The 21,270-nt window shown below is 43.7% G+C and carries 20 protein-coding genes and 2 riboswitches; of the genes, 11 read left to right on the forward strand and 9 right to left on the reverse strand.

What is annotated here, in order from left to right; translation table 11 throughout:
• Window positions 1-133: 133 nt before the first annotated feature.
• The 5 genes from rplI to EL162_RS08980 form a co-directional block, all read right to left on the reverse strand.
• Complete coding sequence (rplI, locus tag EL162_RS08960) at window positions 134-607, reverse strand: 50S ribosomal protein L9 (protein WP_126331475.1); 474 nt, start codon at window positions 605-607, stop codon at window positions 134-136.
• 15 nt (window positions 608-622) lie between these two features.
• Window positions 623-850, reverse strand: a complete 228-nt coding sequence (gene rpsR / locus EL162_RS08965) for a 30S ribosomal protein S18 (protein ID WP_076556033.1) — start codon at window positions 848-850, stop codon at window positions 623-625.
• A 16-nt stretch (window positions 851-866) separates the two neighbouring features.
• A complete protein-coding gene (gene rpsF / locus EL162_RS08970) occupies window positions 867-1,268 on the reverse strand; it encodes a 30S ribosomal protein S6 (RefSeq protein WP_126331476.1) in 402 nt (133 codons plus the stop codon).
• A gap of 184 nt (window positions 1,269-1,452) precedes the next feature.
• Complete coding sequence (locus EL162_RS08975) at window positions 1,453-1,956, reverse strand: hypothetical protein (RefSeq protein WP_227543398.1); 504 nt, start codon at window positions 1,954-1,956, stop codon at window positions 1,453-1,455.
• Between the two features lie 120 nt (window positions 1,957-2,076).
• A complete protein-coding gene (locus EL162_RS08980; RefSeq protein WP_126331730.1) occupies window positions 2,077-2,397 on the reverse strand; it encodes a YcgL domain-containing protein in 321 nt (106 codons plus the stop codon).
• 275 nt (window positions 2,398-2,672) lie between these two features.
• Window positions 2,673-2,771, forward strand: a riboswitch (glycine riboswitch).
• A riboswitch (glycine riboswitch) is annotated at window positions 2,772-2,874 on the forward strand.
• A gap of 80 nt (window positions 2,875-2,954) precedes the next feature.
• Here EL162_RS08980 and gcvT point away from each other — a divergent pair.
• From gcvT to EL162_RS09010, 6 genes are all read left to right on the forward strand, one after another.
• Window positions 2,955-4,055: a glycine cleavage system aminomethyltransferase GcvT gene (gcvT, locus tag EL162_RS08985; protein WP_126331477.1), complete on the forward strand. Its 1,101-nt coding sequence runs from the start codon at window positions 2,955-2,957 to the stop codon at window positions 4,053-4,055.
• A 64-nt stretch (window positions 4,056-4,119) separates the two neighbouring features.
• On the forward strand, window positions 4,120-4,581 hold the full coding sequence (locus EL162_RS08990) for a hypothetical protein (RefSeq protein WP_126331478.1): 462 nt from the start codon (window positions 4,120-4,122) through the stop codon (window positions 4,579-4,581).
• A 105-nt stretch (window positions 4,582-4,686) separates the two neighbouring features.
• Window positions 4,687-5,067, forward strand: coding sequence for a glycine cleavage system protein GcvH (gcvH, locus tag EL162_RS08995; protein ID WP_126331479.1), 381 nt, complete (start codon window positions 4,687-4,689; stop codon window positions 5,065-5,067).
• A gap of 228 nt (window positions 5,068-5,295) precedes the next feature.
• Window positions 5,296-5,844 carry a hypothetical protein gene (locus EL162_RS09000; protein ID WP_126331480.1) on the forward strand — a complete coding sequence of 183 codons (549 nt, stop codon included), beginning with the start codon at window positions 5,296-5,298 and terminating at the stop codon, window positions 5,842-5,844.
• 30 nt (window positions 5,845-5,874) lie between these two features.
• Window positions 5,875-8,730 carry an aminomethyl-transferring glycine dehydrogenase gene (gene gcvP, locus EL162_RS09005; RefSeq protein WP_126331481.1) on the forward strand — a complete coding sequence of 952 codons (2,856 nt, stop codon included), beginning with the start codon at window positions 5,875-5,877 and terminating at the stop codon, window positions 8,728-8,730.
• Between the two features lie 107 nt (window positions 8,731-8,837).
• On the forward strand, window positions 8,838-10,436 hold the full coding sequence (locus EL162_RS09010) for a carbon starvation CstA family protein (protein ID WP_126331482.1): 1,599 nt from the start codon (window positions 8,838-8,840) through the stop codon (window positions 10,434-10,436).
• 108 nt (window positions 10,437-10,544) lie between these two features.
• On the opposite strand, the gene EL162_RS09015 is transcribed toward EL162_RS09010, so the two are convergent.
• Together EL162_RS09015 and EL162_RS10210 are read right to left on the reverse strand one after the other, a co-directional pair.
• On the reverse strand, window positions 10,545-13,196 hold the full coding sequence (locus EL162_RS09015) for a TonB-dependent hemoglobin/transferrin/lactoferrin family receptor (RefSeq protein WP_227543399.1): 2,652 nt from the start codon (window positions 13,194-13,196) through the stop codon (window positions 10,545-10,547).
• Window positions 13,177-13,503: a hypothetical protein gene (locus tag EL162_RS10210; RefSeq protein ID WP_227543400.1), complete on the reverse strand. Its 327-nt coding sequence runs from the start codon at window positions 13,501-13,503 to the stop codon at window positions 13,177-13,179. Before EL162_RS10210 ends, EL162_RS09015 begins: the two co-directional genes overlap by 20 nt.
• A gap of 386 nt (window positions 13,504-13,889) precedes the next feature.
• Here EL162_RS10210 and EL162_RS09020 point away from each other — a divergent pair, with 386 nt between their 5' ends.
• The 3 genes from EL162_RS09020 to EL162_RS09030 all read left to right on the forward strand — a co-directional run bounded on the left by EL162_RS09020 (window position 13,890) and on the right by EL162_RS09030 (window position 16,556).
• Window positions 13,890-14,153 (forward strand): DUF4212 domain-containing protein, encoded by a 264-nt coding sequence (locus EL162_RS09020; RefSeq protein WP_076556021.1) that lies wholly within the window; start codon window positions 13,890-13,892, stop codon window positions 14,151-14,153.
• Window positions 14,154-14,155: 2 nt separating this feature from the next.
• The gene (locus tag EL162_RS09025; RefSeq protein WP_126331483.1) at window positions 14,156-15,925 is read left to right on the forward strand and encodes a sodium:solute symporter family protein; all 1,770 of its coding nucleotides are present in this window, start codon (window positions 14,156-14,158) and stop codon (window positions 15,923-15,925) included.
• Window positions 15,926-16,097: 172 nt separating this feature from the next.
• Window positions 16,098-16,556, forward strand: coding sequence for a hypothetical protein (locus EL162_RS09030; RefSeq protein WP_126331484.1), 459 nt, complete (start codon window positions 16,098-16,100; stop codon window positions 16,554-16,556).
• Window positions 16,557-16,738: 182 nt separating this feature from the next.
• On the opposite strand, the gene EL162_RS09035 is transcribed toward EL162_RS09030, so the two are convergent.
• Window positions 16,739-17,893 (reverse strand): Mrp/NBP35 family ATP-binding protein, encoded by a 1,155-nt coding sequence (locus EL162_RS09035; protein ID WP_076556018.1) that lies wholly within the window; start codon window positions 17,891-17,893, stop codon window positions 16,739-16,741.
• Window positions 17,894-18,136: 243 nt separating this feature from the next.
• Here EL162_RS09035 and queA point away from each other — a divergent pair, with 243 nt between their 5' ends.
• Together queA and tgt are read left to right on the forward strand one after the other, a co-directional pair.
• On the forward strand, window positions 18,137-19,210 hold the full coding sequence (gene queA / locus EL162_RS09040) for a tRNA preQ1(34) S-adenosylmethionine ribosyltransferase-isomerase QueA (RefSeq protein WP_126331485.1): 1,074 nt from the start codon (window positions 18,137-18,139) through the stop codon (window positions 19,208-19,210).
• Window positions 19,211-19,584: 374 nt separating this feature from the next.
• On the forward strand, window positions 19,585-20,733 hold the full coding sequence (gene tgt / locus EL162_RS09045) for a tRNA guanosine(34) transglycosylase Tgt (RefSeq protein ID WP_126331486.1): 1,149 nt from the start codon (window positions 19,585-19,587) through the stop codon (window positions 20,731-20,733).
• A 51-nt stretch (window positions 20,734-20,784) separates the two neighbouring features.
• On the opposite strand, the gene EL162_RS09050 is transcribed toward tgt, so the two are convergent.
• Window positions 20,785-21,159, reverse strand: a complete 375-nt coding sequence (locus EL162_RS09050; RefSeq protein ID WP_126331487.1) for an ArsC/Spx/MgsR family protein — start codon at window positions 21,157-21,159, stop codon at window positions 20,785-20,787.
• Window positions 21,160-21,270: the final 111 nt, after the last annotated feature.

Raw genomic sequence — 21,270 nt, forward strand, 5'->3', positions numbered from 1 at the left:
ATTATATATGATTAAATACAAGTTTAATTATATAATAAAGTTATTGCACCATATCAGCATAAAAACAAACTCTTTTTCTTGTGGCTATAAAAAACCCCTGAATGACTTCAAGGGTTTTATTTGATAAGACAGATTACTCTTCTTCGGTTTGTGCTGCAGCATCTTCAGAAAGAATAGTAACCAAAATCTCAGCACTGATGTCATGGTGCAATTGGATAGTAACTTTGTACTCACCCACTTGACGGAATGCACCTTCTGGCATTTTCACTTCAGAGCGATCAACTTCCAAGCCTGATTTGGTCAGTGCGTCAGCGATATCACGAGCACCGATAGAGCCAAATAGCTTGCCTTCATCGCCTGACTTGGCACGCATGATGACATTCACATCAGTCAATGCTTCAGCACGCTTGTTGGCAGCTGCCAATTCTTGAGCTTCTAGTGCTTCTAGTTCAGCACGGCGAGCTTCAAATTTTGCCAAGTTTGCTTCAGTGGCTGGCAATGCTTTGCCTTGTGGGATTAGATAGTTACGACCGTAACCTGCTTTTACATCAACCGTTTCACCAAGTTTACCAAGATTAACGACACGCTGTAATAGAATAACTTGCATGATTTATCTCCGTAATTACTTGTGGTTGTCGGTATATGGCAACAATGCCAAGTAACGAGCTTGCTTGATCGCAACAGCCAATTGACGCTGATACTTGTTTGAAGTACCAGTGATACGGCTAGGAACGATTTTGCCATTTTCGCTGATATATTGTTTTAGCAATTCTACATCTTTGTAATCAATGTGAGAGATGCCTTCGGCAGTAAAACGGCAGAACTTACGACGACGATAAAAACGTGCCATGATGAAATCTCCTTAATTAGTTATCACTGTCAGCATCGTTCTCACCTTGCTCGGTGCGAACATCATTGCGACGGTTGGCTTTACGAGTACGCTTATCTTCTGCTTCTTTTGCCAAAGGCGATTGCTCAGTGATGGCAGCGTCTCTGCGGATAACCAGACTGCGGATAATTGCATCGTTGTACTTGAATAGCTCTTCTAGTTGAGCCAAAGTCTCTTCATTACATTCGATGTTTAGCAACACATAGTGTGCTTTGTGAATTTTGTTGATTGGGTATGCCAATTGGCGGCGACCCCAGTCTTCTAGACGATGGTTAGCACCGCCGTTTTCTTCTACGATAGAGCGGTATTTTGTTACCATGTCGGCAACTTGGTTGCTTTGATCTGGGTGAACCAGTAGCACCACTTCATAATGTCTCATAAGGACTCCCTACGGATTAAAACAGCCATCAGCAAACTTATTGTCTGACAATGGCAAGGAGATTGAAAAGTAAGTCATGCCAAGCACAACTCATTTAACAAAGCTGATATTATACAGTGTTTTTTGTCCAAAGGCAAGCCTTGGTTAAAACTTGTTTTGCTACACTGCCACTTATACTACGATATCACTCAGCTTCGCTGCTGTGCTGGTTTTGGGCTTGTAGATATTGGCGACGCTGCTCTTGGATTTGGAGAGTTTGTTGCTGTTTTTCGGCATTGGCAGCTATGACCGAGCGTGCCATCTGCCACACTGCACCAACCACCAATAGAGCGGCAAATACCGCAAAGATTGGTACAGCAGCGGATAACGCACCCAAAAAATCCTTCATCAAAATCGCATGAAATACGCCAAGCATAGCGGGTGCAATCTCGCCTGTGTTGCCTGCAGCCTGACCAGGTGCAAATAACACCGCTGCAACAAATACCCAGCTGATGCCCTTAAAGGGACGAGGAATCAGTCGCATGACAAGCAGCCACAAAACCAACACCAATGCTGAACAAACCGCATAAACAATCAGTGGCAACTGCCCTGCAGGTACGCCATCGGTAATACGGGCCCAAAAAGCAAAAAAACCAGCCAGCGTCTCGCTGATTTGTTCAAGTGGTAAATCTTTTAGCCAATTCATCATGACAACCAAAAATAAAACTTGATTTATTTTATCACGATTTTTTAAAAATAAAAATATCCAGAATGTACTTTTGTGCCAAGCAAAACCACAATATCAGCAAATAAATTAAGCCACACAAGCCTAATCAAACCGCTTATCTTGAGCCTCTTTTGCTTTATTTAGTGCCTGTGCTGTCAGTACATCGCTTGGCGGTGCTTGCACATAATAGCCCTGTTCGGCAAGTTTTGATATGACCTGATTGATATCCGCCTGTGCCAGCTTTTCTCGACTTGCCAAATCCAAGTGCATCACAAATTCCCCCAAGCCCAATTTGGCACGCAGCTGGCTTGGTAGCACGCCCAACCAATCGGTCAGGGCATCGGTATCGTTTGGATAATTGGGACGGGCAATGTACACATACCAGCCTTCATTTTTTGGGAATTTATAAACATCGCAATGCATGATTTTCCTCATACAATAATTAGAATAACAAAATTAAATCTACAGCTGATTGTGCGTGGCGATTTATCATTATTTTAACAAATTCTATCCACTCTTCGCAATCCACCTGTTTTTGCCACATTTTATGCCTAGGTGCGATTTATCATGCTTATTAATGCAATTTCTTTCATGGTTTGTTGAAAATTTTGACAAAAAATGCCAAATCACTGGCAAAATTACAAAAAGTGTAAAATTTTACTTGTAAAATATCACATTATTTTTCATAATAGAAAGGTGTAAAACATTCAGGAGAGCGTGCCTGTCTGTATTAAGCGGCACCACCGAAGGCGTAAACACCCTACAATCGCTCAGGTAAATGGGACTGAAATGTTTGTTTGGCACAATCTGGAGAGTACAATTGTACACCGAAGGGAAGAAAATCACCGCAGCGATGCTAAAGTGATTGAAAATCTCAGGTCAAAGGACAGATGGGGACTGTTAAATGCAAAACTTAGCACGCCAAGCTGCTAAGTTGTTTGCTGTATTTATCAATCACCCAATTTTATAAGGAAATCGCCATGACCGCTCCACAACGCACACCTTTATATGATTCTCATGTTGCTTTTGATGGCAAATTAATCGATTTTGGCGGCTGGGAGCTGCCTGTTAATTATGGCTCACAAATTGCCGAACACGAAGCTGTGCGTACCGATGCAGGTATGTTTGATGTTTCGCATATGCTTGTTACCGATGTTACAGGCGATAACGCAAAAGCCTTTTTTCAAAAACTTATCGCCAACGATGTTGCCAAGCTAACTTTTGTTGGCAAGGCTTTATATTCAGCCATGCTCAATGACAATGGCGGCGTGATGGACGATTTGATTGTCTATCGCATGAACGAAGAAGAAACCGCCTACCGCATCGTCTCAAACGGTGCAACTCGCGAAAAAGATTCTGCACAATTTGCCAAAATCGCCCAAGAATTTGGTATCATCCTCACCCCTCGCTATGATGTTGCCATGATTGCCGTTCAAGGCCCAAAAGCCATCGAAAAACTGCTCACCGTCAAGCCTGAATGGGCGGATAAAGTAAACGCTCTTAAGCCCTTTGTTGGTGCGGATATCGGTGATGGGTGGTTTGTGGCTCGCACAGGCTACACAGGCGAAGATGGCGTGGAGGTGATTTTGCCAGCAGAAAAATCTGGTGAGTTTTTCCAAGCCTTGGCAAAAGCAGGTGTGAAGCCTTGCGGACTTGGGGCGAGAGACACCCTAAGAATGGAAGCTGGCATGAACCTATACGGCAACGATATGACAGACGAGGTCAGTCCGCTTGAAGCTGGCATGGCATGGACAGTGGATTTGAAAGACGAAAACCGTGATTTTGTCGGTAAATCAGCGCTGGTGGCATTAAAGTCAGCAGGCGTAACGGTTAAGCAAGTTGGTCTATTGCTGGAAGGAAAAGGCGTCATGCGTGCAGGTATGGAAGTTGTAACCGATGCTGGCAGTGGCATTACCACAAGTGGTGTATTCTCCCCAAGCCTTAACCAATCCATTGCCATCGCTCGTGTGCCTGTAGATTTTACAGGTGAACATGCCAAAGTGATTATGCGTGGTAAAGAAGTGGAAGTGCGAGTGCTAAAATTGCCCTTTGTAAGAAATGGTAAAAAGCAGTTTGATTGATGATAATACCCAAAAGCATTGCTATGGCAAATGCTTTTGGGTAGATTTTAATAAGGTTATGGTTATGAAAAAACTGGCAATCGGTTTATTATTAAGCACGGTATCTGCATCGGCTTTTGCTGGCACACCAACTTTTAAAACTTTGACAACCGAACAGGATACTTTTGAGCTGTGTCAAGATATGGCAACCGCCCTAAATAGCAATGATATGAACCCAAAGCATATGACCGCAATCATGGAACCTTATTGGTCTTGGAGTGATTTACAACCTGAAAAATCATTGGCAGTAGTTGAAAATCAAGTTATTGAGCTTGCCCATAAAGGCGTTCCAATTTGGGGAAGTCCCATTGACGTCATTCCTTACAACACCACAAAATTTGGCAAAGATAACTATGTCCGTCATGAGTTTATGCTTCGTCGTGAAAACTTAGGCTTATGGTATCAATGCACCTTTTACAAAAGCAAAAATGATTGGAAGTTATTGTCATTCACCTTTAATGACAATGTTAATAACTTTTTGGATTAGCCAATTTTATAAAGGTAATAATAATTAACATCTTATTAGTTTTAGATAAAATTATTATTACCAAAAATTTTTATTAACCCCAAACCCCACTCAAAGGAGAATCCCATGAGCAATATCCCAGCTGATCTAAAATATGTAGCCAGCCACGAATGGTTACGCCTAGAAGCAGACGGCACAATTACCGTTGGCATTACTGACCACGCCCAAGATTTGCTTGGCGATGTGGTATTCGTTGAACTGCCAGAAGTTGGTACAGAAGTTGCAGCCGACCAAGAAATCGCTGTCGTTGAGTCTGTCAAAGCCGCATCTGATGTCTATGCACCAATCAGCGGTGAAATCGTTGAAATCAACGAAGAGCTGGTGGACAGCCCAGAGCTTGCCAATGAAGATCCATACGGCAAAGCGTGGTTCTTTAAAGTAAAACCTGCCAATCCTGCCGACTATGACAGCCTAATGAGTGCTGAAGAGTACCAAAGCAGTCTGTAAACAAAAAGCCAAGCGTAAGTTGTGATGATTTACGCTTGGTTTTGGTTATTTTTGGTTTAATTTAAAATGGTATTTTTGAGATAATATTTTAAATTAAATTTAACTATCTTTTAATGATAATTAGATTAATGGTGCAAATTATCTTAGGCAAAACTAAACAATTGTTAAATTTTCAAGCATTGGGCGATAATGGCAAATCGTCTTTGGTTTGGCTGTTTTAGAATTTGATTGACAGTTGTTATTTGCTTGGCAAATAAAATTTTAACAACAAAACCGAATAACTTATTGCTTATAAAGGCAAGCTCTGCCAAGGTGTTGATTAAAATGTCTGATGATTTTGTTAAAATTTATTATCGCAATACGGACGATGTAACTTGTCGCATTTTAGTTTTGGATAAAGAGAACAACATTATTCAAGATGAATTATCTGAATACAGTTCGGATGGAAAACACATTGCTGATGTTGTATTTGCACCAGACCATATTACCATTATTGGTATGCGTCAATATACAGAAAATGGTTTTAAAGATTTTCGTAGAATTGACAATGAATTGGTTTTAACACAAATTCAAACAAATAAATGGCTTGAACCAGAGCAAAAAGCAAAGGTAAGTTTTTATAATGCAAATGGCGATTTGGTTTATTATGATATTTTTGAAAAAGATAATGATTGCGGTATGGTAATTGTGGGCTCTTTTGATAAAAATGACACACAATTTTTTTGGGATAATTCACCCGATGAAGTAAAATTATTGCAAAGTTATTCTGATTACTAATTTTTTAGTTCTTTTAAATAAGGATAAATTATGTCATTTAACACCTTTTCTGACCTTTTTTACGAAAATGCGTTCGTTCATCGCCATCTTGGCAAGGATGCAAGCGAACAACAAGCCCTACTTACTGCGGTGGGGGCAAAAACCCTAGACGAATTTGTGGACTCTGTTGTGCCGCAGTCGGTGCGTTTGGGCAAAGCCCTAGATTTACCCCTTGCGATGAGCGAGCATAACGCCCTAGCCAAACTTCGCAAAATGGCGGATAAAATCACTGTCTCAAAAAGCTACATCGGTCAAGGCTACGCTCCCACTCGCCTGCCTGCGGTGATTCAGCGTAATGTGCTAGAAAACCCTGGCTGGTACACCGCCTATACGCCTTATCAAGCCGAGATTGCCCAAGGGCGTTTGGAAGCCTTATTAAACTTCCAACAAGTGTGCATTGACTTGACTGGTCTTGATTTGGCAGGAGCAAGTTTGCTTGATGAAGCCACAGCTGCCGCCGAAGCAATGGCGATGGCAAAACGCGTCAGCAAATCCAAATCCAATGCCTTTTTTGTGGACAATCGCACCTATCCACAGACGCTTGATGTAATTAAAACTCGTGCCAAATATTTTGGCTTTGATGTGGTGGTGGGTGATTTTGAAGTTGCCAAAAATGGTGAATTTTTTGGGGTATTTTTCCAATATGTCGGCAAAGATGGCGATGTTGTTGATTTGACCGATATCATCACAGCAGTTAAAGAAAAAGGTGCTTATGCCATCGTGGCAAGCGATATTCTAAGCCTCGTTTTGCTAAAATCCCCTGCCCAGATGGGTGCTGATATCGCACTGGGCAGCACCCAACGCTTTGGTATTCCAATGGGCTTTGGTGGCCCACACGCGGCTTATTTTGCCTTTAAAGACAAAGACAAACGCTCTGCCCCCGGACGCATTATTGGCGTAAGTAAGGACGCACAAGGCAACACCGCCCTACGCATGGCACTACAAACCCGTGAGCAGCACATTCGCCGCGAAAAAGCCAACTCAAACATCTGCACCTCTCAAGTACTACTTGCCAACCTAGCTGGTATGTACGCCGTTTATCATGGTCCAGTGGGTCTAAAACGCATTGCCACACGCATTCATGCTTTGGCGGTTGCTTTTGCTGAAGCAGTTAAACAAAAGTTTACCGTTGTCCATGGAGTATTTTTTGACACTGTCTTGGTTGATACCAAGGACGAATCAGTCGCCAATCAAATCATGCAAACTGCCAAAGCGGCAGGTTATAGCCTATGGCGTGTCAGCCCTACACAAATCTCGGTGGCATTTAACGAGCTGACTGACGAAGAAGAATTTAATGCCCTTTGTGGTTTCTTTGGCGTAACTGGCAGCTTGACCGAGGTCAAATCGGTGCTTGGCTCACAAGTGCGTGCTGACGACATTTTGACCCACCCTGTGTTTAACAGTCATCACACCGAACATCAAATGCTGCGTTATCTAAAATCTCTAGAAGACAAAGATTTGGCGATGAACCGCTCGATGATTTCACTGGGTTCTTGCACCATGAAATTAAACGCAACCAGCGAAATGCTGCCAATTACCTGGAATGAATTTGCCAATGTACACCCATTCGCCCCACGAGATGAAGTGGCAGGTTACATTGAAATGATTGACGGGCTACAAGAACAGCTAAAAGCCATCACAGGTTTTGATGAAATCAGTATGCAGCCAAACTCTGGTGCTTCTGGTGAGTATGCAGGTCTGTTGGCAATCCGCCGCTATCACGAAAGCCTCGGTCAAGCCGATCGCACCGTCTGCCTGATTCCTCGTTCGGCACATGGCACCAACCCAGCCACTGCCCAAATGATGGGCATGCAAGTGGTGGTGGTTGCTACCGATGAATTTGGCAATGTCGATTTGGACGATTTAAAAGCCAAATGCGAAACACACAGCGACAAACTTGGTGCATTGATGATTACCTACCCATCTACGCACGGCGTATTTGAAGAGGGTATCCGCGATATTTGTGATTTGATTCACACTCACGGCGGTCAGGTTTATATGGACGGTGCAAACATGAATGCTCAAGTTGCTCTCATGCAGCCTGCCGATGTTGGTGCTGATGTTCTGCACATGAATTTGCACAAGACTTTCTGCATTCCGCACGGTGGTGGTGGCCCCGGCATGGGCCCAATTGGACTAAAAAAACACCTTGCCCCATTCATCGCAAGCCACTGTGTTGCCCCTGTGCATAACGCCATCGAAGGTCAATCTGCGGTATCGGCCGCCCCTTATGGTTCGGCAAGCATTTTGCCAATCTCATGGATGTATATCACCATGATGGGTCGTGATGGTCTACTGGCAGCAACCAAACGAGCTCTGCTCAATGCCAACTATGTTGCAAGTCAGCTTAGCGATGACTACCCTGTGCTATATACAGGCAAAAATGGCCGTGTTGCCCATGAGTGCATCATTGACATTCGCCCACTAAAAGCAGACACAGGCATCACCGAGACCGATATTGCCAAGCGTCTGATGGATTATGGTTTCCACGCTCCTACCATGAGCTTCCCTGTGGCAGGCACTTTGATGATTGAGCCGACCGAATCCGAAAGCAAAGCTGAACTTGATCGCTTTATTGCTGCACTTAAGCAAATCAAGCAAGAAGCCCTCAAGGTCAAAGCAGGTACTGATGGTTGGACAGCGGACAACAACCCTCTGGTGAATGCACCGCATACCCAAGCCGTCATCACTGGTGATTGGGATAAACCGTATAGCCGTGAAACTGCCGCCTTTCCACTTGAGTACATTAAGGCTCATAAATTCTGGCCATCGGTCGGCCGTGTGGACGATGTTTATGGCGATAAGCACTTGATTTGCTCTTGCCCTAGCATTGACAATTATGAATAAGTCAATATCATTTTGACCCCAAAGCTGTTTATTGCTCATCTGGGCGATGAACAGCTTTATGTTATATAAACTGCAAAACCATCATCACTTACTTGGGAATAAATGCTATGCTGTGGTTTTTCTTTTGTATTGCTGTTTTGTTGTTGGGTTATTTTATTTATGGCAAAATTGTCGAAAAAATCTTTGTCATCAACCCAAACAAACACACTCCTGCCTACACGATGGCAGATGGCGTGGACTATGTACCCATGTCAAAAACCAAAATCTGGCTAATTCAGCTGCTCAATATCGCTGGCACAGGCCCGATTTTTGGCCCAATTCTGGGAGCTTTGTACGGACCTGTTGCGATGCTTTGGATTGTGCTTGGTTGTATTTTTGCAGGAGCGGTGCATGACTACATGTGCGGTATGCTCTCGGTGCGTAATGGCGGTGCCTCTATGCCCTATCTGACTGGCAAATATCTAGGCACTCCGATTAAAACCTTTATTAATATTCTGGCGGTTGTATTGCTTGTCTTGGTTGGTGTGGTTTTTGTGGCAAGTCCAGCACAATTGATGAGTACCATCACGATGGATATTTTTGGTAACAGTGGCGGTATCTCGGTTGATAATGCCGAAGCCGTTGGCACAGCTGCAAGCAACACAGCGGCAACTGCACTGGGCATGACCAAAGAAACGATACTTTTGGCATGGACGGCGATTATCTTTATTTATTATATCATTGCCACCTTGTTGCCAATTGACAAAATCATCGGCCGCATCTATCCTGTGTTTGGTGCATTGTTGCTATTTATGTCAATTGGCATGATGTATGGCTTGGTAAGCAATCATCTAGGCACAGGCTCGGTCAGCTTTTTTGGCTCTATTGATGGCTTGTCGGTTGATAAATTTTTCAGCAATTTACAACCAAAAGGTGATTTGCCAATTTGGCCACTGCTATTATTGACCATCACCTGCGGTGCATTGTCAGGTTTTCACGCAACCCAAACGCCACTAATGGCTCGCTGTGCCATGAATGAATCCGAAGGTCGATTTATCTTTTATGGTGCCATGATTGCCGAGGGCATCATTGCTTTGATTTGGTGTGCGGTAGGTATGTCATTTTATCCCGACCTGACAGCACTACAAGATGCCATCGCTGCAGGCTCACCGTCTAAGGTGGTATACGACAGCTCCATTTATTTTCTTGGTGCAATTGGTGGTGTGTTTGCCGTGCTTGGCGTGGTTGTACTGCCCATTACCTCAGGGGATACAGCGTTTCGTGCCGCTCGGTTGATTATTGCCGAATTTTTCAACTTAGAGCAACGCACTTTATTAAAACGCCTCTGGATTGCCATTCCTTTGTTTGTCATCGGCTTTATTGTCTCAAAGGTTGATTTTCAGATTCTGTGGCGTTATTTTAGCTGGGCAAATCAGACGGTTGCCATGGTCATGTTGTGGACGGCAGCAGGCTATCTGTATCGCTATCGCAAATTCCACTGGATTTGTACCTTGCCTGCCATCATCATGAGTGCTGCTTGCTACACTTTCTTGGCCTATAATCAAATCGGCTTCGGTCTGGATTATCAGCTGTCAGTATATATCGGTATTGGTCTTGCCATTCTCACAACGATTGCATTTTTCTTATTTGTCAAGCGTGAGCGTATCGCTGGTGATCCTGATGCACTGGTGGTTGATTCTAAGGTTGATTTTGGCAATCGCTCATAATCCACTCAGCAAAAAACCTTTGGTTAGCCAAAGGTTTTTTAATCCCATCGCCGTCCAAGATTGCCAGTCTTAGCGGCGATGATTTTTTGTCAATTAAATAAAGGCAAGTTAAAATACATATTCCAAGCTCAGCTTAAAGTTACGACCCGGTGCCAAGAAACGATTAATGCCCTGATTGGTTTTTTTGTCAATCATATTGCTCGTGCCAAATGGTCTGATTGATCGTGCCGAATCCCAAGTCATGTATTTTTTGTCTGCCAAATTATAAACGCCAGCTTGTAAAGTTAGGTTTTTGGTAGGTTTATAATATCCTGTCAAATCAACAGTTGTATAGCCATCACTTCGCCATCTAAGCGTGCTGTCTTTTGCACCCTCCTCTCGCCAAAACAAATTATATGTATCTTCTGCTTTTTTGGCACTGACGCGTGTGATGTATAAATTGGCACCAAACTTATCATTCTTAGCATCATAACCAACCCCAAAAACTGATGTATTTGGCTGAATGGCATTCATTGGGATATCGCCATCGGCACGCCCTTTTTGACGAGTCATTTGGTAACTTAGTTTCACCCCTTTCATGGCAGACACCAGCTCGCCTGCATTTAACAAAGCATTAATCTCAACCCCTTCTGCCTTGGCGGTTTGGCGATTGATGCTTTGATAAATCGGCCATCTTCTGGCACTGTTTTTTTCAATATCTGCCAAACCTTGGAAGCTAAAATCAATAAAATCGGTATATTTGGTCTCAAAAATACTGCCCGAAAGAAAGCCATATTTGCCATGGGTGGTCAAGACCAGCTCTTTGGTTTTGGCGATTTCAGGTTTTAGATTTACATTTGGCTTAACAGTGATATCAGGGTGCCTAAAAGTAAAATACATCTCATCTGCTGTCGGCATTCTAAAGCCTTTGGAGTATTTTGCTTGTATGTTCAAATAATTAGTCAAATCAAACGAAGGTGCTATCGAATACGAATGTTGCGAATGCGACCGAGGTTTGGAAAGATAAGCAATATTCTGCTCAGGGTTTGCTTTGACTGCTGCTTCATAGGCTTCTTTTCTGGCTTCATACGCTTTTTGATCTGCCAGATATTTTGGGTCGCTATAACCGCCATTATAATTCCAAAATCTCGGAGCTTCGCCAACATCATTGACAGGCAGCGGGACAAATAGCCCTTTTACCATGTCATCTGGGATTTTGGCAGTTTGACCAGCAACATAGTTTGGCTGATATTTAACACGATTATAACGATAGCCCAAGTCCACATTAAGTCTATCACCGATGGCGATTTTGTTACTGGCATAAAAAGAACTGTCTGTCGTCTTGACAGGAATGAGAAATGAAAAAACAGTTTGACCAGGGCATAATAAGCTGTTATAAGACGAAAAGTTCTCACAGGTGCGAAGCGTATCACTCAAATCCCAGCCCAAGGTTTTATCCGCCCACCATGTGGATGACCAAGCATTAGATCCTGATTTATTCACCATGGATTTTTCGGTGGTGCTATAGTAACCACCATAGCTGATGTCGTGTGATAAAGTATCGCCACCTATCCATTTTGTCAAGTCAAGGTTAAGCTGATTTGTCTTGGAATTCAAATCACGCTCAGAATATAAATTGGTCAAATAGCCCGGACTGCCCGGAAATGGCATCAGAATTCTATTTGAAAATCGCGAGGTCGTGGCATAGGTTTTGCCAGTATTTGGGTCAGTGCGTTTGCGATCCAAGTCCAATTTGATGGCATTGATAAACTGACCGTACTGTGCTTCATAAGCCTCAATCGGGCTGTTACAGTCAAATATACTACAATCAAACCAAAATTGATCAACACGCTTGTTATCAAAATTCTGATACACCTTGCCATTTGCCACCAGTTCAGCCCTGCCATCTTCTCCAGCTTGTACCACCAGCGGATTGCCGTTTTTGTCCACCACTTTGCCATTTTTTAGTTGCAGACCCAGTGGGTTGCTGACAGCTTGGCACTTTTCGCCATCGCAATAATCATCCGTGCGAGCTGTTGTGGTGATGTCTTGTTTGGTTAGACGCACAGATGCTTCGTCCCAAAAAAGATTGGGCGAGCTGTTGGTATAAGACAGCGAAAAAGCCTGACGCTTGGTTCTGTCATCGGTATGGCGAAGCTCCACCTCTTCAGACTCTGTCAGGGGTGAATATTTTAAGGTATAAGAAAAATCATTGCCTTTGGATCTTTGCTTGGTGTCATCTACACTGATGTCAAAACGATGGCGTTCATTGGCGGTATAGCCCAGTTTTAGCAGTGTGCTTTTTTGGGTAATGTCATAAGGATCGGGCTTTTCTCGTGTTTTGCCCTGAATGCTGGCATCATAATCATCATAGCCATAATTCTTGGTTTCGTTTTTGTTTCTGCGTGTTGCGATCAGCAGTGCATCAAAATCCCCCAAACGAGCCGCTGCCGTTGCACTGCCCATTTTTTGGTCATCGACACTGGAATAGCCCGTCTTTAGACCCACATGCCAATCTTTTTCTTGCAGATAGTCTTGAGCTTCTTTGGTCTTAAAGATTACCGCACCGCCCAAGGCACCACTACCAGCCGTTACCGAATCTGCACCCTTTTTAATGGTCGCTGTTTTGATATTTTCAAATTCAACACTGTTTCTGGTGTTGTTAAAATTACCATAACCCTCAAATAATTCCTTAAACCCTTGTGATGCCAAAGTCTCTGCCTGATGCAGCCCATCAACCATAATCGCCACACGGTTCTCATCAACACCACGGATTTGCATAGCCACTAGAACCAAATCGCCCCGCCTCCACAACCGTAATGCCTGTTTGATACTTCACCAAATCGCGACTGTCTGCAATCATATTGCGAGCAATCTGTCTGTCGTTGATGACCGTTTGACCCACAGGTCGTTTTAAGGTTTTCTTTGTGCTAACAACGCCAGTTGGTAACTGAACATGAAGTGCTGGTTGCTGCTTTACTTCCTCAGCATAAGCCTGTGAGATTTGAGCCATCAGCACAGGCACCAAGATGGATAAAAGATATTTATTTGAATGGTTTTTTCCTGTTTTGATTAGACAGTGAGGCATTGCTACATCTCCATGATAACAAATTTGATATTTTTTGATAAACAACAGCAATCAACAGTGATAAAGCTGCAATAATAGAAATTATAACCCAGAAGTTTTTCAATGTAAATAATATTCATTATATTTTGATAATTAATATTATTTGTTATGGCGATTTTAAACAAAATTTGATACAAAATTAGCCACAAAACAGTAACTTTTTTTAAAAAAAGCATACAAGTGTATTGTAATTTATACAAATTATGCTATTCTATCGGTGTCTGATTTGTATAGCTAACATATGTTCTTCTGCAAATCAGGTAATAAAAAAGGACAAAACAAGCAGGGGTAGCAAAACAATCGGCACATCATTGATGCACCTCCCTGCTCCTTTAAAGGAGTGATTTATGTCACAAAATCAACACGATATTCAAGGATACTGGAAGGCCAATATCCGCATTATTGCCATTTGCTTGGTTATTTGGGCATTGGTTTCGCATGGTTTTGCCATTTGGCTAAGACCTTTATTAGCTGGCATCTCTTTTGGCGGTGCCGATTTGGGCTTTTGGTTCGGTCAGCAAGGCTCTATTTTGTTTTTTATCGCATTAATCTTCTTTTATTCATGGCAAATGAATAAACTAGAAGAGCGTTTTGGAGTCAAGGAGGACTGATCATGAGCCAGTTTTGGATTAATATCATTTTTGTTGGTCTGTCATTCGCTTTGTATTTTGGCATCGCGATTTGGGCTCGTGCAGGCTCAACCAAAGAATTCTATGTCGCAGGGGGCGGTGTTCACCCTGTGGTCAATGGTATGGCGACTGCCGCTGACTGGATGAGTGCTGCCTCATTCATCTCGATGGCAGGTATGCTGGCAATGAGTGGCTATTTTGCCTCAGCCTATCTGATGGGCTGGACAGGCGGCTTCGTACTGCTCGCATTATTGCTTGCTCCGTATTTGCGTAAATTTGGCAAATTCACCGTGCCTGATTTTATCGGCGATCGCTTCTACAGCAAGACCGCTCGTTTGGTTGCGGTGGTTTGTTTGATTTTGGCGTGTACCACTTATGTTATCGGTCAAATGACTGGTGCTGGCGTGGCATTTTCTCGCTTCTTAGAAGTAGATAAAGACACAGGTCTGATGATTGCTGCCGTGGTTGTACTGTTTTATGCGGTACTGGGCGGTATGAAAGGCATTACCTACACACAGGTGGCACAATATGTGGTGCTGATGATTGCCTATATCATTCCTGCCATCTTTATTTCACTAAACCTAACTGGCAACCCAATCCCTGCCCTAGGTATGTTTGGTACTGATGTTGGTTCAGGCATGCCAATCTTACAAAAGCTGGATTTATTGGTAACAGATTTGGGCTTTGAGCAATACACTGCCGATGTACCAAACAAACTCAATATGTTCCTGCTGACTGCATCGCTGATGATTGGTACTGCAGGTCTGCCTCATGTTATTATCCGCTTCTTTACCGTGCCAAAAGTCTCTGATGCACGCACATCAGCTGGCTGGACATTGATTTTCATCGCCTTGCTATACACCACTGCCCCTGCAGTTGGTTCAATGGCTCGCATGAATATCATCAATACTGTCTATCCGCAAGGCATTGACGCACCTGCACTCCAGTACGAATCTCGTCCAGAATGGATGAAAAACTGGGAAAATACAGGCTTGCTCAAATATGAGGATAAAAATAACGACGGGCTGATTCAGTACTATAATGACAAAAATGAAGCTTATGCTGCCAAAGCTGCCGAAAAAGGCTGGCAAGGCAATGAGTTAGAGGTGAACAACGACATCTTAGTACTTGCCAACCCTGAAATTGCCAACCTACCAAGCTGGGTGATTGGTCTGATTGCCGCTGGCGGTCTAGCAGCTGCCCTATCAACTGCCGCAGGTCTATTGCTTGCCATCTCGTCAGCGGTATCACACGACTTGATCAAAAAGACCATCAAGCCAGATATTAGCGACAAAGGCGAACTGATGGCGGCTCGCGTCTCAATGACAGTTGCTATCGTTGTTGCAACTTATCTGGGCATGAACCCACCCGGCTTTGCAGCTCAAGTTGTTGCCGTGGCATTTGGTATCGCTGCCTCAAGCCTATTCCCTGCCTTGATGATGGGTATTTTCTCAAAACGCATCAATTCAACAGGGGCAACCGCTGGTATGATTGCAGGCCTAGTAACCACTTGTATCTATGTGTTCTTGTACATGGGCTGGTTCTTTATCCCAGGTACCAACACCTTTGAAAATGTAGAATCTCAGTGGATTTTGGGCATTTCTCCATTATCGTTCGGCACGGTTGGTGCATTAATCAACTTTATTGTTGCATTCGCTGTATCAGCGATGGGCAATCCACCACCAAAAGAAGTTCAAGATTTGGTAGAAAGTGTGCGTTATCCAAAAGGTGCTGGTGGTGCAATCGATCATTAATCGCCAGCATTAACAAAATCACCCAGAGTTTTTCTGGGTGATTTTTTATATAAATCACCCTACCAACAGCCGCCTTGATAAAATGAATTATTTTGATGGTATTTTGGCAAGCACTTGTTATAATAATCCAAATCTTGCCAACCTAACTTATTGATTAACAGGAATGTCAGTTATGATGTTTTGGGAAATTATCGCCACAGTAATGAGTGGTTTTTTGTTTGCGGGGCTTGTGTTGCCATTTCGCTTGATATTTAAACAACTACCAAAATGGATTGTTCCTGCCGCTGCTGGTATTGGCATGATTGCCTTTCAGGTTTATAGCGAATACAGCTGGGCAGATGACACCATCGCCAAACTGCCAGAGGGTGTTGTCGTGGTTGCAACCGTGCCGAGCAGCTCTTGGTATCGTCCTTGGTCATATCCCAAGCCGCAAGTTTTGCAATTTGTTGCTTTGGACAAAACAAGCATAAAAACCAGCCCCGACAGCCCAACAAGCAAGCAAGCCATGTTGTATTTTTTTGAGCGGCGAGCTGCCACTCAGACACTGCCTGTTAGTGTTGATTGCACTCAGCCACAGCTATCCTTTAGCCCACAAATGAATCAGGCGGTACTCCGCGAGCTTTGCCCTTGACGCGACTATTTACCAAACCAGTTCAGTAAATACGCCACCAAAAAGCATTTTGCCAACTTGGTTTAATCCTTGTTCATTATGGCAGGCTTGCAAATTTGCAATTGTTGCTTTTTGTGTTGCTTGGCTTTTCGCCTTTTGCCATTCGGCTCTTGCTTGGCTTGTTTTTTGGGCAAATGATTCAATCAAAAAAAGCGGTCGCTGGTTTTTTTGGGCTGCTTGGCAACTGTCTCATCAATCTTTTTGGCAATCTCTAGATAATGCTGAGCAAAATCAGCTTGTTGCAAGCTGTCAATTTTACCATCGTCCATAAAAGCACGGATATTGCCATCAAGTGGCAATTGCCCAAGCAATGGTACGCCATAGCGTCTTGCCATCTCATCACCGCCACCTGCACCAAAAATTGCTTCACTATGACCACAATTTGAGCAAGTGTGCAGTGCCATATTCTCAACAATACCCAAAACAGCAATGTCAGTTTTTTGGAACATGGCTACGCCTTTTTGGGCATCAAGCAAGGCGATATGTTGCGGCGTGGTTACAATCACCGCCCCTGTCAGCAAAATGCGTTGAGCCAATGTCAGCTGAATATCACCTGTGCCTGGTGGCATATCAATCAACAAATAATCAAGCATTGGCCAGTTGGTCTGTGTATACAGCTGCATTAACGCCCCTGTTGCCTTGATGCCACGCCATGCCACTGGCGTTTGCTCAGAATCCAGCAAATTACCAATTGACAAAACCGCAAGCCCCTGTGCATCAATCGGTACAAATTGATCATTCTCAACCATAGGCTTACTGCCTGCAACACCCAACATGGCAGGTATCGATGGGCCATAAATATCAGCATCAAGCACACCAACACGCTTGCCCAAAGCCTGCAATGCCAATGCCAAATTCACCGTGGTGGTAGATTTGCCAACGCCGCCCTTGCCTGAAGCGATGGCGATAATGTGCTTAATGCGTGGATGAGGGGTCAGTTCAGATTGCTTGGGGGCAGCTTTGGCTGGTGGTTTGTCTGATGTATGGCTATCCGCCGCATTTGCAGTATTGTCTGGCTGATGGGTTTGCACCATGCCCATATCAGCATTATCCACCACAGCATTAATATCAACCTGAACAATGCCCAGCCCATGCAGTTGCTGCTGTAACTGCTGATGACATACCTCAAGTGCCTGCATTTGCGTCTGCTTGATACGCACCTGCAAATTTAGCACCTGATTTGCTACTGATTGTTTTTCAACAAATGTCGCAAGCGGCTTGTCTGCCAGCATGATTTGCTCAAGCACTGCTGCAATTTTTGTTTCGGTGGAGTGTTTTTTGTTAAAGAAACCAAACATAGCCCAATCTTATTATCTGTCTTTGCTTAAATCAATTCAAATAAATACAATGCGTTTTTGACTTTGGCATTGCCAAGTCCACAAACCATCGCAATTGTTATTTTAGCACAAAATCACTGAAGCAAACTGACTTTTGCCATACAAAGGTAGCAAACAAGCCAGCAAAACCCAAGATGGCATTAAGCTGCTGGAGAATGGAGTGGATTTTTGTTACAATAATGCTTTATTTTATTGAGCGTTGTTATGACACAGTCCGACCAGACACCACTTGTTGATGATTATGACTACCATCTGCCAGAGCAGCTGATTGCTCGCACGCCACTTGCCAAGCGTAGCGACTCTCGGCTGCTGCATTTGACGCAGCATGGCTATCAAGATCGACAATTTACCGATCTGCCATCACTGTTGCGTGCTGGCGATCTGTTGGTGCTAAACGACACCAAAGTCATGAAAGCTCGCCTCTATGGTCAAAAAGCCACAGGTGGTGCAGTGGAGGTTTTGGTTGAGCGATTATTATTTAATGTTGCCAATGCCCCTTATGCTGCCTTGTGCCATGTGCGTGCCAGTCGCTCGCCCAAAATCGGACAAACCTTAAAACTTGCAGACAATCAATTATCCGCCACCGTGATTGATCGCAAAGAAAATCTGTTTGTGCTTGCGTTTGATGTGCCGATTTTGCCAGCCTTAGAACAATTTGGGCAAATGCCCATTCCGCCGTATTTTCAACGCAGTGCCACAAGCCTTGATGATGAACGCTACCAAAGCGTCTTTCATAACCCAAACCACACCGCCAGTGTTGCTGCTCCCACAGCCAGTCTGCATTTTGATGATGCCTTATTGCAACAAATCAAGGACAAAGGGGTCAATATCGCCTTTGTAACCTTAAATGTCGGTGCAGGGACTTTTGCCCCTGTCAAAGCAGCCAAGCTCTCTGAACATATCATGCACGCCGAATATGCACACCTGCCTGCTGCCACCGCTGAACTCATCAACCAAACCAAAGCAGCTGGCGGTCGAGTCATTGCTGTTGGCACAACCGTAACACGCGTCCTAGAAACAGCATATCTACAACGCACCTGCGACACACTGCACGAATTCGCTGGTGATACGCAGATTTTTATTTATCCACCCTATCAATTTGGGGTGATTGACTGCCTGATTACCAATTTTCACTTGCCAAAATCCACCCTGCTTATGCTGGTTTCGGCATTTATGGGAACTGATACCATCAAAGCGGCTTATGCCCATGCCATCAAACAAGAATATCGCTTCTTTAGCTATGGTGATGCGATGTTTTTGGAGCGTGCCACAAATTAAACCCACACAAACAACCCAAACCAATCAATCACCCATGCGTCTTAGCAAATTTACCGATACCATCCATGATTCACAAACCTTTGCCTTGTGTTATTTGATTGGGTTTTGGCAATTTCTACTCATAAAATATATCGCAAACAAGTACCTTGGCACCAACAATGGTGCCAGCGGCATTTTTATAGCCATATCAAATTAATAAAAATATCTTATATTAGTATAATATGCCATAATTTTTATTAATTTTAATAAAATATCATTATCATAAATATTAATTTTAACGCTTTTGCAAGTTGATTTTCTGCCACGCTATTGATAGATTTTTGATAAACTGTGCTAAAATACACCATTTTAACCGCAGTTATCTTGAGAAAATTATGAAATTCACCTTACACAATGTCGATGGTGGCAACAATCATGCACGCCGTGGCACGGTCAGTCTGGCACATGGTCAAGTGCAAACACCTGCCTTTATGCCTGTGGGTACTTATGGCACGGTCAAAGGTATGCTGCCTCGCGATATTGAGGGCATTGGTGCCGATATCATCTTGGGCAATACCTTTCATCTGTGGCTGCGTCCCGGCATGGAGGTGATTCGTGAGTTTGGTGGATTGCATAATTTTGCCCAGTGGCATAAGCCCATTTTGACCGACTCGGGTGGCTTTCAGGTATTTAGTCTGGGGGCGATGCGTAAAATCAGTGAAGAGGGCGTGGCATTTCGCTCGCCTGTTGATGGGGCTAAGGTGTTTTTATCGCCAGAAACTTCAATGCAAATCCAAAAAGATCTGAATTCGGATATTGTCATGCAGTTTGATGAATGCACTCCCTACCCTGCCACGCACGAAGCCGCCAAAGCCTCGCTTGAGCTGTCGTTGCGTTGGGGTCAGCGGTGCCTTGATGAACATCAGCGGCTGGGCAACAAAAATGCCCTGTTTGGCATTATTCAAGGCAGTATGTATCAGGATTTGCGTATGCAATCTCTCGAAGGGTTGCTTGCAATGCCATTTGATGGCTATGCCATCGGCGGTCTGTCGGTTGGTGAGCCCAAAGAAGAGATGATTCAGGTGCTAAACTATCTGCCAAACGCCATGCCAAGCGACAAGCCTCGCTATCTGATGGGCGTAGGCAAGCCTGCTGATATTGTCGAGGCGGTGCGTCGTGGGGTGGATATGTTTGACTGTGTCATGCCGACACGCAACGCACGCAATGGGCATTATTTTGTTACAGGCGATGCCAGCAACAAAGGCGTAGTGCGTATCAAAAACAGCCAATATCGCACCGATACCGCTCCACTGGACAGTCAGTGCGATTGCTATACTTGTCAGAACTTTAGTCGTGCCTATTTATACCATCTGCACAAATGCAAAGAAATGCTGTCAGCACAACTTGCCACCATTCATAACCTGCGTTATTATCAGCGACTGATGGCACAAATTCGCACCGCCATTGAGCAACAACAGTTTGACAAATTCTTAAGCGAATTTTATGGCAACTGGGGTATGGCTGTGCCAGAATTTGACAAATAGCCACGCACCAATCACACGGTTAATTTCAAGCCCCATTGACGGCGTTGCCAATCAGCCAAATAACTGCTGATAACTGGCATCATCAAAACCCACAGCCTGCTTATCGCCCATGATGATTGGTCGCTTAATCAGGCTTTGATTTTCTTTAACAATTTGATATAAATAATTAAGATTATTTTCATCTGGCTTGGCAATTGCCGCCTCGACACGCTGCTTGGTCGCCTCATCAAACTTGCGATAGGTTGTGCCTTTTTTATTAATCACCTTTTCTATACCAAAGGCTTTGACAAAGGCGACAAACTCCGCCTCGCTTAGCACAGATTTTTTGTAATCAAAAAACTGATAATCCACCGCCAAGCTCTCTAACTTATCAAATGCTTTTTTCATCGTGGCACAATTTTTGATGCCATAGATAGTGATACCCATATACACTCCAATTTGTCGAAAAATTTGGTTAAATTTGCCAAATTATAGCAAACTTTGATGAATTTTAGGTATAATAAGGGATTTATTGAATTTTTGATAATTTACACTGCG

It is taken from the genome of Moraxella cuniculi, from assembly GCF_900637105.1.
Lineage (GTDB): Bacteria > Pseudomonadota > Gammaproteobacteria > Pseudomonadales > Moraxellaceae > Moraxella > Moraxella cuniculi.